12 protein-coding genes are annotated in these 13,048 nt (G+C 43.7%); 2 read left to right on the top strand and 10 right to left on the bottom strand.

All coding sequences use genetic code 11. The features are described 5' to 3' along the window. Positions 1 to 197 precede the first annotated feature (197 nt). From FKX92_RS10645 to mnmA, 10 genes are all read right to left on the bottom strand, one after another. Positions 198 to 920 (bottom strand): ABC transporter ATP-binding protein, encoded by a 723-nt coding sequence (locus FKX92_RS10645; RefSeq protein ID WP_002918010.1) that lies wholly within the window; start codon positions 918 to 920, stop codon positions 198 to 200. Then, a complete protein-coding gene (locus tag FKX92_RS10640) occupies positions 920 to 1,918 on the bottom strand; it encodes an ABC transporter substrate-binding protein (protein ID WP_187759435.1) in 999 nt (332 codons plus the stop codon). Before FKX92_RS10640 ends, FKX92_RS10645 begins: the two co-directional genes overlap by 1 nt. A 44-nt stretch (positions 1,919 to 1,962) precedes the next feature. Next, positions 1,963 to 2,742, bottom strand: coding sequence for an ABC transporter permease (locus tag FKX92_RS10635; protein ID WP_002910959.1), 780 nt, complete (start codon positions 2,740 to 2,742; stop codon positions 1,963 to 1,965). 275 nt (positions 2,743 to 3,017) lie between these two features. Beyond that, entirely contained in the window at positions 3,018 to 3,641 is a 624-nt protein-coding gene (locus FKX92_RS10630) for an HAD family hydrolase (protein WP_187759429.1), read from the bottom strand. 96 nt (positions 3,642 to 3,737) lie between these two features. Further along, the gene (locus tag FKX92_RS10625; RefSeq protein WP_002894239.1) at positions 3,738 to 4,013 is read right to left on the bottom strand and encodes a Veg family protein; all 276 of its coding nucleotides are present in this window, start codon (positions 4,011 to 4,013) and stop codon (positions 3,738 to 3,740) included. Positions 4,014 to 4,015: 2 nt separating this feature from the next. Further along, the gene (gene dnaB, locus FKX92_RS10620; RefSeq protein ID WP_149566294.1) at positions 4,016 to 5,371 is read right to left on the bottom strand and encodes a replicative DNA helicase; all 1,356 of its coding nucleotides are present in this window, start codon (positions 5,369 to 5,371) and stop codon (positions 4,016 to 4,018) included. A 26-nt stretch (positions 5,372 to 5,397) separates the two neighbouring features. Then, positions 5,398 to 5,850, bottom strand: coding sequence for a 50S ribosomal protein L9 (gene rplI, locus FKX92_RS10615; protein WP_149566293.1), 453 nt, complete (start codon positions 5,848 to 5,850; stop codon positions 5,398 to 5,400). Further along, the gene (locus FKX92_RS10610; protein WP_457654770.1) at positions 5,847 to 7,838 is read right to left on the bottom strand and encodes a GGDEF domain-containing protein; all 1,992 of its coding nucleotides are present in this window, start codon (positions 7,836 to 7,838) and stop codon (positions 5,847 to 5,849) included. Before FKX92_RS10610 ends, rplI begins: the two co-directional genes overlap by 4 nt. A gap of 187 nt (positions 7,839 to 8,025) precedes the next feature. Next, positions 8,026 to 9,933, bottom strand: a complete 1,908-nt coding sequence (gene mnmG / locus FKX92_RS10605; protein WP_149566292.1) for a tRNA uridine-5-carboxymethylaminomethyl(34) synthesis enzyme MnmG — start codon at positions 9,931 to 9,933, stop codon at positions 8,026 to 8,028. Between the two features lie 137 nt (positions 9,934 to 10,070). Then, the gene (mnmA, locus tag FKX92_RS10600; protein WP_149566291.1) at positions 10,071 to 11,192 is read right to left on the bottom strand and encodes a tRNA 2-thiouridine(34) synthase MnmA; all 1,122 of its coding nucleotides are present in this window, start codon (positions 11,190 to 11,192) and stop codon (positions 10,071 to 10,073) included. A gap of 298 nt (positions 11,193 to 11,490) precedes the next feature. Here mnmA and sdaAB point away from each other — a divergent pair, with 298 nt between their 5' ends. After that, entirely contained in the window at positions 11,491 to 12,162 is a 672-nt protein-coding gene (sdaAB, locus tag FKX92_RS10595) for an L-serine ammonia-lyase, iron-sulfur-dependent subunit beta (RefSeq protein WP_002908339.1), read from the top strand. An 8-nt stretch (positions 12,163 to 12,170) separates the two neighbouring features. After that, positions 12,171 to 13,043, top strand: coding sequence for an L-serine ammonia-lyase, iron-sulfur-dependent, subunit alpha (gene sdaAA, locus FKX92_RS10590; protein ID WP_011837715.1), 873 nt, complete (start codon positions 12,171 to 12,173; stop codon positions 13,041 to 13,043). The last annotated feature ends 5 nt before the right edge of the window (positions 13,044 to 13,048 follow it).

Here is a 13,048-nt window from a genome sequence, read left to right as displayed (position 1 = left end):
ACATTTTCGCCCAAACAGCTAAGGCTACTTTTATAGCTGATGTTCTGTTGACGAGCTCCATGCTTTCCTGCTGCTATTTCACACAAAGGCTATTGTACCATTAATAAAGTCAAAAGTAAAGGGCCTCAGACAAAAAATCAAGCCAAAAGGCTTGATTAAAGTTGTTTCTTTAAAGCAAAGGAATTCCAACAGTTGCTTCACACTCCCAAAATCCTCAAAATCTCCTGCTTATATCGCAGCTTCTGCAATTCCTTATCCTCACTGTCTGACCAAGTCAGTTGGAGATCTGTAACGACTTCTCCAGGCCGATTTTTCAGAATATAGATATGGTCGCTGAGAGCCAGAGCTTCCTCGATGCTATGAGTAATGAGAAGGGTCGTCAGACCCAGCCTGCGATGAATATCCAGATACCAAGCGTGCAGCTCCATCTTAGTCAGCTCATCCAAGGCACTAAAGGCCTCGTCTAGAAGAAATAGCTTGTGACCGAACATATAGGTCCGTAGCAGAGCCACGCGCTGCCGCATCCCCCCACTCAGCTCATGTGGATACTTGTCTGCTACATCAAAGAGCCCGAACTCTTTCAAAATCTGAGTTGCCTGCTCCGTCGCTTCCTTTTTTGATACTTTTCGGATTAGCAGGGGCAAGATGACATTGCCCAGCACTGTCTTGTGCTCCAGCAGCAAGTCCTTCTGCAGCATATAACTCACCCGGCCCTTGGGATTTTCCTGCCCGTCTAGGACAATCCTGCCCGATTGGACCTCCAAAATCCCAGCAATCAGATTAAAGAGGGTCGTTTTCCCGACTCCGCTAGGTCCCAAAATCGCTACGACCTGACCTGCTTCTACCTGTAGGCTGATATCTTTCAAAATCTGCTGCTCATCATAAGCATAGCTTACATTTTCAAGTTTAATTTCTGTCATTATTTTATATAGTTGTTGCTAAATCCCTTGTCACTCAAGTCATTGTCCACGATACCCTTATCCTTGGCCCATTTGTAAAAGGCATTCCAACGGCTAGCCTCAAACTGACCCCACTTGTCCTTATCTGATGCATATTGCTCGGACAAATATTTTTGAGAAGCCAAGACAAAGTCGCGCTTGTTTTTCAATTCCGGCGCATGCTTGATTAAAATATCCGCTGCTTCTTCAGGGTGCTCCATGGCATATTGATAGCCCTTCTTGATAGCCTGCAGGACCTTTTTCGCCTCGTCCGGATTCTTCTTGAGATAGTCATTATTGGCAATGATCACTGGAGAATAATAGTCAAACTCCTTGACATAGTCCTTCATGTAAAAGAAATTAGTGTCCATGCCTTGCGTCTCTGCCATGATGCCGTCCCAGCCATGATAAATCCAGGCAGCATCAAACAAACCATTTTCAATCGGCGTAATAGAGTTGGAATCGTTGTTAGGAACCTTTTCTACCTCATCAAACTGGCCGCCTTGGCTTTCAACCAAGGTTTTGAGCATGCCCAGCTCGACTGGATCATTCCAGGTACCGTATTTCTTGCCAGCTAGGTCCTTAGGTCCAGTAATCCCTGCAGACTTCTTAGAAATAATGCCCGAAGTATTATGCTCTACAATGGCAGCGACAGCTGTGATTTCTGCGCCCTTATCTAGTTTTTTAGCCATAGAATCCTGGAAGTAAATACCAAAAGGCGCCTTGCCGTTGATAATCAGATCCGAACTGCTATCTTCAGGCGGCAACTTGATATCCACATCCACGCCTGCTTCCTTGAAATATCCCTTTTCCTGAGCCACATAAAGACCAGTATGGTTGGTGTTAGGTGACCAGTCTAGGATAAAATCAATCTTTTTACCCTTGCTCTCAGACGTAGATTTCGACTGGCTGCAGGCCGCTAGGCCAATGATTGACACAGCAGCCAAACCTGCCAACAAGACTTTATAACTTTTTTTCATCATTATCCTCTTTTCTTTATTTGGAAAATAGCAGAGCTTAGCTCCTATTTCCACTTGATGACATATTTTTCACTGACAGCCACCAGCTTCATCCCCAGAAGACTGATAACCGAAACTAATATGATAATAGCAAACATGGTGTCGTACTGGAAAAGTTTCTTAGACTGAATCATATAAACACCCAGTCCTTCAAAACCGCCCAGCCATTCGGAAACCACGGTCGTGATAAAAGCATATGAAACACTGACTCGCAAGCCCGCATAGAAATAGGGCAGACTGGCTGGAATCTTAAAATGCCAGAGAATTTGCCAGCGATTGGCCTGCATAAGCTCAAAGAGAGTTAGAGTATCCCGGTCACAATGCCGAAAACCGTCCAGGATACTGACGATAATCGGAAAAGTCGTCGTCAGAATAATCAGCACAATCTTGGGCAAAATCCCATAACCCAGCCAGAGAACCAGGATTGGCGCCAAAGCAATGGTCGGAATCGTCTGCACCACGACCATCATGGGGTAGATTAGATCATTGAGCCAGCTCATGCTGTCCATGAGTATAGCTAGTATACAGGCCAAGATGACGCCCAAGACTAAACCCAGCAAGGCTACTTTTAAGGTCGCCCAGCTATGACTTGCTAGAAATCCAGCATCTCTGATAAAGGCCTGACCGATTTCCAGAGGCGTCGGCAGGATAAACTTGGGCAAGAGCTTGAGCCAGCCCATGACCTGCCAGATGACAAGTACACCCAGCATACCTAAGAGACCGATTTGCTGCCGCATCAGCCTTTGTAGTGCTTTCATTAGAACGATTTTCCTCCCTTCCTGCATTTTAGCGCTGCAATTCTTCAAGATATCACCATCGATAAAGATGATAAAAGAAAAGACCTTTTCCGTATATGGAAAAGGCGCACAAATACCACTATTTTCGGTATGATTCCTACGCTGGCATTACCCAGATCAGGTGCGGTCGAAGCTTACACTTCCTCTCAGACTGTACACAGACTCCCATATATAGGACTATGATAGCGCAATCATCAGCAAATGTCAAGGTTGGAGCTTGGACTCACTCCTTTTCAACGATAAGTGAAGCAAACGATCATCAATCAGTCAAACTTTCCTTTCGCAGCCAGCAAAGTCTCCATAGCCCTGATATTCTCTGTCTCGCTTGTGGATAAGATGGTTTCAAAGCCCAATTCAGCTGCCGTATCTAAGTTAGCCTGAATATCATCAATGAAGACGGATTCTACTGGATTCAGATTATATTTTTTCAACAGCTTTTGGTAAATCTCTGCTTCTGGCTTGACGACCCCGACCTCTGAGGAAAGGATATAGCCTGACAACAGTTGGTAAATGGGCAACAAACCAGCTTTTTCAATATGGTAAAAAATCTCACAAGTGGTTGACAAGATATAGATTCGATAGCCCTGGTCAGCCCACAACCGAATCCTTTCCTGTAAACCACTGTAAACATGCACAACCTCATACCAATGATAAAAGATATTCTTAACGACAGAATGATAGGAAGCATCTAGCTGAGTCTGGACTCCCTCACAGGCTTCTTTCAAACTCAGCTCTCCTTTGTCTGTCTTATGCCAGACACCTGACTCAAAAATGGCCTGTCTAAGGACCTGCCGCCGCTCTTTCTCAGGTTCAAAATATGTCAGGATTTTCTTAGAATTCCATTCAATCAGAACATTGCCCAAATCAAAAACTAAATTTTTAATCATGATGACCACCTGTTTTCTTTGCTTATCATCCTCTATATACATCGATTTGACTGAGGAATTGCTTCAAATATAAGTAAAAAGACCCACTGGGCCTTTCTATTCATCAAAATAACGGATGAGGTTCTTTTCTGTCAAAATGTCAGAATAAGTATAAGACTCCACATAGGTATTGGAGATTTCCCCTGGCTGACCGCCTTCATTGGAATATTCCACGATAAACAAAGACGGATAGACTTCAATCAGACGGCCTTGCTTGCTTTTTTGGCGCTTACGACCGTTTTCCAGCGTCATCTCGACGATTTGTCCTTCATGCGCCTTGATATCTTCTTTGATTTTTTTCATTTTTGCCACATCTGTAAATGCATCACTCATCTTTATTCGTCCTCTCTTTTGGAAATACTTGAGAATTTATTATACTCTTTCTGGAAAATTAACTCTACTGTACCACGCGCCCCACTCCGGTTTTTCTCGATAATAACTTCGACCTTGTTGTTGGGAATGCCTTCTTCCTCCTCACCGGCTCGATCATAATAATCATCCCGGTAAAGGAAGGCAACGATATCCGCATCCTGCTCAATGGAACCTGATTCCCGAATATCAGACAGCACTGGTCGCTTATCCTGCCGCTGCTCCACGCCACGCGAGAGCTGACTCAGCGCAATAACTGGCACCTTGAGCTCCTTAGCCAAGATTTTCAACTGCCGGGAAATTTCCGAAACTTCTTGCTGGCGGTTTTCACGACCAGTTCCTGTAATCAGCTGCAGATAGTCAATCAAGATCAGCCCTAAATTGCCCGTTTCCTGAGCCAGTTTTCGAGCCCGCGAGCGAATCTCTGTAATCCGAATCCCTGGTGTATCATCAATATAGATACTAGCGTTAGCCAGATTAGCTGTCGCAATGGTATATTTTTGCCACTCTTCATCTGTCAGTTGCCCCGTACGAATGGAATGAGAATTAATCACCCCTTCTGAAGCCAGCATCCGGTCCACCAAGCTCTCCGCCCCCATTTCCAGAGAGAAAATGGCTACAGTCTTATCCAGCTTGGTTCCGATATTTTGAGCGATATTAAGGGCAAATGCCGTCTTTCCGACCGCTGGCCGAGCCGCCAGAATGATTAATTCTTCCTCATGCAGACCAGTCGTCATCTTGTCCAGCTCACGATAGCCAGTCGCAATCCCAGTGATATCTGACGTCTGCAGAGATCGAGCCTCCAGATTGCCAAAGTTAAGGTTCAGCACATCACGGATATTTTTAAAACCGCTGCGGTTAGCTGTTTCACTGACATCAATCAGTGCTTTTTCAGCTCCGGCGATAATTTCCTCTGACAGCCGGTCGCCATCGTAGGCTTGATTGATAGACTCTGTCAGACGTGAAATCAGCCGCCTTAGAATGGCCTTCTCTGCAACGATTTTAGCATAGTATTCAGCATTGGCAGATGTTGGCACAGAATTGACCACTTCCACCAAGTAACTGAGACCGCCGATATTCTGCAAGTCACCCTGACTGTCCAAAATGTTACGAACCGTCGTTGCATCAATGGCATCCCCGCGGTCAGCCAAGTCAATCATAGCCTTGAAAATCAAGCGATTGGCATACTTAAAGAAGTCAGCAGGCTCGATATACTCACGAACAAAGACCAGTTTGCTCTCATCAATGAAAATGGCTCCTAAGACGGACTGCTCCGCTAAAATATCCTGAGGCTGAGCTCGGAGTTCATCAATCTCTGCCATCGGTAAATCCTTCCTTCAAATCACTATTATCCTTCTTTAACCCGCAAACGAATCACCCCAGTTATATCCTGATAAATTTTCGCTGGAACATCTATCAGACCAATGGAGCGAATCGGTGAGTCCACTTTAATGTGACGTTTGTCAATTTTGATGCCAAACTGCTTCTGCAGCTCTTCTGCTATTTTCTTACTGGTAATAGAGCCAAAGGTGCGGCCGTCCGGACCAACTTTTTCAGTAAATTCAACAAGAGTAGCTTCTTCTGCTAACTTAGCTTTAATAGCTTGAGCTTCTGCCACTAGTTCTGCGTGAGCTTTTTCTTCGGACTTTTGCTTGCCGCGCAGTTCTCCGATAGCTTGCGCTGTTGCTTCCTTGGCTAAATTTTTCTTAATCAGAAAATTTTGAGCATAGCCAGTCGGCATTTCCTTGATTTCGCCTTTTTTGCCCTTGCCTTTTACATCTGCTAAAAAAATTACTTTCATCCTTTTTTCTCCTCGTCTATTATTACTTCCTCTTTAATGACTTGGTCCATAATTTCTTGATTCAGCGACTGAAGGACCTCAGAAACTGTTTTGCCTTCAATTTGAGCTGCCGCCAGATTGAAATGACCGCCACCGCCCAGCTTTTCCATAATTCGCTGAACATTGATCTTGCTGCGACTGCGAGCCGAAATAGACACATAACCTTTGGTATTCTTGCTCACAACAAAAGTGGCTTCAATTCCTGACATGGAGAGCATGGTATCAGCTGCCTTACTGATGACAACTGTATCGTAAGTGTTCTCCTCTGGACCAGCTGCTACAATGACATTAGGCAGAATCTTCTTGCCATTTAAAATCAGCTCATTAATCGCACGATATTCCTCAAAATTCGTAGCAGAAATATCCTGAATCACAACACTGTCACTGCCCCGAGTTCGTAGATAGCTGGCCACATCAAAAGTCCGACTAGTGACTCGAGATGAAAATCCTTTGGTGTCAAGCATGATACCTGCCATGAGAATGCTGGCTTGCATCTTGCTGAGACGGTTCTTTTTAGAATTCTGGAACTGAATCAGCTCCGTTACCAACTCACTAGCACTGCTAGCCCCACTTTCGATATAGGCAATCACAGCATTTTCCGGAAAATCTTCATCACGACGATGGTGGTCGACTACGATAATCTGACTGAATTGATCAAAGAAATCCTTAGACAGCGTCAGAGATATCTTGGAGTGGTCAACCATAATCAAGAGCGAACGATTGGTCACCATATTTACTGCTTCAGAAAGCGGAACCAGATAGTCAGCCCCTTCCTGCTTGAGCTTTGTAATGGACCGCTCAATGTCAGAAGCCATTTGAGACGGATCATAGACCACATAAGCTTTCTCAATGATATTACTAGCAAAGAGCTGCATACCAAGAGAAGACCCCAAGGCATCCATATCCAGATTTTTATGTCCGACTATAAAGACCTGATCCACACTCTTAATCTTATCAGAGATCGCAGTCATCATAGCCCGAGTACGGGTGCGCGTGCGCTTAACAGCTGACGCCGTTCCTCCACCAAAGAAGATTGGATTCATGTTGTCATTATTTTCTTTGACGACAGCTTGATCCCCACCCCGAACTTCAGCTAAGTTGAGGTTAAGCAGGGCGACCCGACCGATTTCATCATGATTGCCATCGCCATAAGAAAAGCCCATACTGAGTGTCAGCGACAGCTCTCGATTTTTAGCTTCCGTCCGGAATTGATCAATGATAGAAAATTTATTTTCCATCAGCTGTTCCAGCACTGTGTAATCCGTAAAAAGATAGAACCGATCCATGCCAACCCGACGGTAAAACATGTGAAACTGCTCAGAAAATTCTGCTACGAAGTTGGCCACAAAGCTATTGATATGACTGATATCTGTGTCTGAAACGACATCTTCCAAATCATCATAATTATCCACAGAGATAATCCCGATCACCGGGCGCGTTGTTACCAGACCAACGGTGGCTTCGTATTCATTGGATGCATCAAAAAAATAAAACACACTGGATGCACGGTCCAAGTAAACCGAATATTTCTTGTCTCCAACAGTAGCATAATGACCAGAGTCTGAATAAGCAGCCTTCATGATATTCTTGAGCATATCAGCATCAAAATCACCATCTTCAGTTGTAAAAATCAGTTCTGCATATGGATTAAACCACTCTACATCACCATTATCTTCACTGATTTTAATGACACCAACTGGCATCTTATCCAGCAAGGAAGCAAGGCTTCCTTCTGCTTGATGATTGACATAATGAATCTGCTCAATCTCATCTAGCTCGGATACTCTCTGTTGCTGGATAAAAAGCACAATCAAAAGAGCCAGCACAAGCATGAGAGCAGCTAGCATGGCCAAACTATCACCAAAAAGCCTCAGACAGATGGCTAAGATTATAAAGGAAATTAGACCCGCCATCGCCAAGTGAATTGGGGCAAAACGAAATTTTTTCATCATAGACCTCTTATTCCGCCATTTTACCATAAATCCTAGAAAAAAGCGAATTTCTCCCAATAATCAAAGCATTTAACAATGGTAAAGGAAGCGAAAAATAGTCTTTCAAAGTTTACAACATTGTAAACCTATTGTAAACTTACATAAAAAGGCTGCTTCCCAAAGGAAACTCAGCCTTTTACAAGAGTTACTTCGCTTGATTTTTAGAAATACTTCTAGATTTGCCTTCTAGGTAAACCATCAAAATAGAAATATCTGCTGGATTGACACCAGAAATACGACTAGCCTGACCAATTGTTTCTGGATTGATTTTCTTAAACTTCTGTCGCGCTTCTGTCGCAATCGAGTCAATATCATCCCAATCAATGTTAGCTGGAATCCGCTTCTCTTCCATACGCTTCATCTTTTCAACCTGATCGAGAGCTTTGGAAATATATCCTTCGTACTTAATCTCTGTCTCAATCAGCTCGATAATCTTTTCATCAAGCTCCTCTGCCGCCGGACCAATGAACTGAACTACATCTTGGTAAGATACTTCCGGACGCCGCATAAATTCTTTGGCAGTCACTGCATCCGTCAGAGGCTTAAAGCCAAGCGCTTCTACCTTAGCGTTTGTTTCCTTAACAGGCTTTAGTTTGATAGATTCTAAACGCTTCATCTCGTTGTCAAATTGATTCTTTTTAATCTCGAAACGAGCCCAGCGCTCATCATCTACCAGACCAATTTCTCGTCCCATCTCTGTCAAACGCATATCGGCATTGTCATGACGGAGAATCAAACGGTATTCAGCTCGGCTGGTCAAAAGTCGATAGGGTTCTACGGTCCCCTTGGTCACCAAATCATCAATCATGACTCCAATGTAACCATCACTGCGCTTCAAGATCAACTCCGGCTTACCTTGGATTTTCAAGGCCGCATTAATCCCAGCGATAATCCCTTGACCTGCAGCTTCTTCATAACCAGATGTTCCATTGGTCTGCCCTGCTGTAAAGAGTCCTGAAATTTTCTTGGTTTCTAAGGTTGCCCGCAACTGGTGGGGCATAATCATATCGTACTCAATGGCATAGCCTGTCCGCATCATCTCAGCATTTTCTAGACCTTTGATAGAGTGAACCAAGTCCTTCTGTACATCTTCTGGCAAACTGGTTGACAACCCCTGTACATAAACTTCTTCCGTATCACGTCCCTCAGGCTCTAAGAAAAGCTGGTGGCGTTCCTTGTCTGCAAAACGGACGATCTTATCCTCAATAGACGGGCAATAGCGAGGGCCCACACCCTTAACGATACCTGAAAACATAGGAGCACGATGCAGGTTATTTTGGATAATTTCATGACTTTCTGCATTGGTATAAGTCAACCAGCAAGGCACTTGATCTTTCACATAGTCTTCATCACGAGAAGTGTAAGAGAAATGATTGGCTTTTTCGTCTCCTGGCTGAATTTCAGTCACATCATAATTGATAGATGATGCCTTGACACGCGGTGGCGTTCCTGTCTTAAAACGACCAATTTCAAAACCTAGATCCCGCAGGTTATCAGCCAAAGGAATTGCTGCTAGACTATGGTTAGGACCAGATGAATACTTGAGATCACCAATGATAATTTCTCCCCGCAAGGCTGTTCCAGTCGTAACAATGACAGCTTTAGCTGCATATTCCTGTTGCGTCGCTGTCTTAACCCCAATGACCTTACCATCTTCTACCAAGATTTCATTAATCATGGTTTGCCGCAGAGTCAGATTTTCTTGATTTTCGACAGTCTTCCGCATTTCTTTGGAGTAGACTTCCTTATCCGCCTGCGCCCGAAGAGCCCGAACAGCGGGTCCTTTACCAGTATTGAGCATTTTCATCTGGATATAGCTCTTGTCAATATTCTTGGCCATCTCTCCGCCCAAAGCATCTACTTCACGAACGACAATGCCTTTTGCAGACCCTCCGATAGATGGATTGCAGGGCATAAAAGCCAGCATCTCAATATTGATGGTTGCCAAAAGAACCTTACAACCCATTCGACTAGCAGCAAGCGATGCCTCAACCCCAGCATGCCCTGCTCCAATCACGATAATATCATAACTTTCAGTAAAATTGTGTGACATTTCTTTTTCCTTCATTTTTTCACCAAAAAAGGCCAAATCTCTAGAAGTGCAGGACAAAAAAGCCTGCAACATCCATGAGCTTTGACCATCATAGGTATTGCTTATCTTATTTTAGCAGATTGAGCTGAATTGTCAATCTAAATGTATTGCAAGACTTGACCATTCTTATAAGCTCTGTCAATCAAGCCTCCACCCAGGCACTCATCTCCATCATAGAAGACGACTGCTTGACCTGGAGTAATAGCCCTTTGTGGTTTATCAAAGTTGACAACTGCCTTGTCACCCTTTACAGTAACTGTCACCTTGGAATCCGGCTGACGATAACGGAACTTAGCTGTACATTCCATAGTAAATTCTTCTGGCATTTCTTTTGTGAAATGAACCTGACTAGCGTCAAGACTGGTTGACATCAAATTGTCATGATAAAAGCCCTGACCTACGTAAAGAATATTTTGGCTTAGATCTTTTCCAACCACAAACCAAGGCTCATTATCTCCCCCGTGCTGACCACCAATTCCAAGACCACCTCGCTGGCCAATAGTATAATACATCAAGCCAGCATGCTGGCCCATATCTCGGCCTTCCAAGGTCATCATGCGACCCGGCTGGGCTGGTAAATATTGACTCAGAAATTCTTTAAAATTCTTCTCACCAATGAAGCAAATACCTGTCGAGTCTTTTTTCTTAGCTGTAGCTAAACCAGCTCTTTCAGCAATTGCTCGAACTTCTGGCTTTTCTAAATGACCCAGAGGAAACATAGTCTTTTGCAGTTGTTCCTGTGATAGTTGGCTTAGGAAGTAAGTCTGATCCTTATTGTTGTCCTTGCCACGCAGCATGTGAACCAAGCCATCTTTGTCTCTCTTCACCTGAGCATAGTGACCCGTTGCAACGTAATCTGCACCCAGTGTCAAGGCATAATCAAGGAAGGCTTTAAACTTGATTTCCTTGTTACACATAACATCTGGATTTGGAGTCCTACCAGCTCGGTATTCCGCCAAGAAGTATTCAAAAACACGTTCCCAGTACTCTTTCTCAAAGTTGACAGAGTAGTAAGGAATGCCAATCTGGTCTGCAACAGCTGCTACATCCTTGTAGTCCTCTGTGGCTGTGCAGACACCAAATTCATCTGTGTCGTCCCAGTTTTTCATGAAGATGCCAATTACATCGTAACCTTGCTCTTTCAAGAGCAAGGCAGTTACTGATGAATCAACACCTCCGCTCATACCAACAACGACACGAATCTTAGAGTTATCACTCATTGTGTTCTCCCATCTTTTCGTTATTTCACGATTGAAGGTCGTGCTGTGCTTTCAACGATTGAAGGTCGCTTGAGCAAGGCCTATTATAGCATGAAAGGCCTAGGAAAACAAATCAGAAATTCAACTAGAATTATCAACTGTAAAGAATATTTACAAAGTTGTAAATTCATTGATTTTCTCGTTTACTTTCCTCTCTAATGAAATTTTATAATATCCACTTTTAATTCATTTAAAAAATCAGCAGAAAGCCCTTAACTTTGTTATAATGAAAATAATAAATAAGCTGCAAGGAGAAATCATGACTTCACTAAGATTTCAATCTGTTTTTGATATTATCGGACCTGTGATGATAGGTCCATCAAGCAGCCATACGGCAGGTGCCGTCCGTATTGGAAAAATTGTCTCCTCTATTTTTAACGATGAGCCTACGGAAGTAGAGTTCCAGCTCTTTAACTCTTTTGCCAAAACTTACCGAGGTCACGGAACTGACTTGGCTCTTGTAGCAGGGATTTTAGGTATGGATACAGATGATCCAGAGATTCCTAACAGCCTTGAAATCGCCCATAAACGAGGCATCAAGATTGTCTGGACCATTCAAAAGGATAGCAATGCACCTCACCCAAATACGACAAAGATTACAATTAAAAATGACCATAAAACAATCAGTGTGACTGGAGTCTCTATAGGTGGCGGCAACATTCAAGTAACAGAGCTGAATGGCTTTTCAGTATCTCTGAGCATGAATACTCCGACCATCATTATTGTCCACCAGGATGTCCCTGGTATGATTGCCCATGTCACCGAAGCTCTGTCACGCTACAATATCAATATAGCTCAGATGAATGTTACACGTGAGAAGGCTGGAGAAAAAGCGATTATGATTATTGAAGTTGACAGCCGCAGCTGTGAGGAAGCCATTGATGAAATCCGTAATATTCCTCATCTGCACAATGTGAATTTCTTTAAATAGGAGAAAATATGTTTTATTCCATCAAAGAATTGGTAGAGCAAGCTGATTTAGATTACCAAGGAAATGTTGCTGAATTGATGATTGCTACCGAGTATGAATTGACTGGTCGTGAAAGAGATGAAGTCCTGCGGTTGATGCATCGCAATCTGGAAGTCATGAAAGCCTCTGTCCTTCTTGGACTTGATGAGAGCAAGTCTCGCAGCGGATTGACTGGAGGAGACGCAGCAAAACTTGACCGCTATATCCAGTCAGGAAAGGCTTTATCAGACCACACTGTGCTGACTGCTGCAAAAAATGCTATTGCTGTAAATGAACACAATGCTAAAATGGGCTTGGTTTGTGCTACACCAACGGCAGGCAGCGCTGGCTGTCTGCCTGCTGTCATTACATCAGCCATTGAAAAATTAGGCCTCTCAGAAGAAGAACAGCTAAACTTTCTATTAGCTGCAGGCGCTTTTGGCCTAGTTATTGCCAATAACGCCTCAATTTCGGGTGCTGAAGGTGGCTGTCAAGCTGAGGTTGGCTCTGCTTCTGCTATGAGTGCAGCTGCTTTAGTCCTGGCTGCTGGAGGTTCACCTTTTCAAGCCAGCCAAGCTATTTGTTTTGTCATCAAAAACATGCTAGGCTTGATTTGTGATCCAGTAGCTGGTCTGGTGGAAGTGCCTTGTGTCAAGCGAAATGCTATGGGAGCCAGTTACGCCTTTATTGCAGCTGATATGGCTCTTGCGGGAATCGAGTCTAAAATTCCTGTTGATGAAGTCATTGACGCTATGTATCAAGTCGGGTCAAGTCTGCCTACTGCTTTCAGAGAAACAGCTGAAGGTGGTCTAGCTACAACACCGACAGGTCGCAGACTTTCAAAAGAAATCTTTGGAGAATAACCTTG

This window comes from Streptococcus sanguinis (genome assembly GCF_008329445.1).
GTDB lineage: Bacteria > Bacillota > Bacilli > Lactobacillales > Streptococcaceae > Streptococcus > Streptococcus sanguinis_O.
The sequence above is the reverse complement of the archived record's forward strand: the minus strand, read 5'-3'. Positions and strand labels throughout refer to the sequence as shown.

Excerpts from the sequence above, each read along its gene's own strand:
- FKX92_RS10645 (WP_002918010.1), bottom strand. The coding sequence starts at position 920 with ATGACAGAAATTAAACTTGAAAATGTAAGCTATGCTTATGATGAGCAG.
- FKX92_RS10640 (WP_187759435.1), bottom strand. The coding sequence starts at position 1,918 with ATGAAAAAAAGTTATAAAGTCTTGTTGGCAGGTTTGGCTGCTGTGTCA.
- FKX92_RS10635 (WP_002910959.1), bottom strand. The coding sequence starts at position 2,742 with ATGCAGGAAGGGAGGAAAATCGTTCTAATGAAAGCACTACAAAGGCTG.
- FKX92_RS10630 (WP_187759429.1), bottom strand. The coding sequence starts at position 3,641 with ATGATTAAAAATTTAGTTTTTGATTTGGGCAATGTTCTGATTGAATGG.
- FKX92_RS10625 (WP_002894239.1), bottom strand. The coding sequence starts at position 4,013 with ATGAGTGATGCATTTACAGATGTGGCAAAAATGAAAAAAATCAAAGAA.
- dnaB (WP_149566294.1), bottom strand. The coding sequence starts at position 5,371 with ATGGCAGAGATTGATGAACTCCGAGCTCAGCCTCAGGATATTTTAGCG.
- rplI (WP_149566293.1), bottom strand. The coding sequence starts at position 5,850 with ATGAAAGTAATTTTTTTAGCAGATGTAAAAGGCAAGGGCAAAAAAGGC.
- FKX92_RS10610 (WP_457654770.1), bottom strand. The coding sequence starts at position 7,838 with ATGAAAAAATTTCGTTTTGCCCCAATTCACTTGGCGATGGCGGGTCTA.
- mnmG (WP_149566292.1), bottom strand. The coding sequence starts at position 9,933 with ATGTCACACAATTTTACTGAAAGTTATGATATTATCGTGATTGGAGCA.
- mnmA (WP_149566291.1), bottom strand. The coding sequence starts at position 11,192 with ATGAGTGATAACTCTAAGATTCGTGTCGTTGTTGGTATGAGCGGAGGT.
- sdaAB (WP_002908339.1), top strand. The coding sequence starts at position 11,491 with ATGACTTCACTAAGATTTCAATCTGTTTTTGATATTATCGGACCTGTG.
- sdaAA (WP_011837715.1), top strand. The coding sequence starts at position 12,171 with ATGTTTTATTCCATCAAAGAATTGGTAGAGCAAGCTGATTTAGATTAC.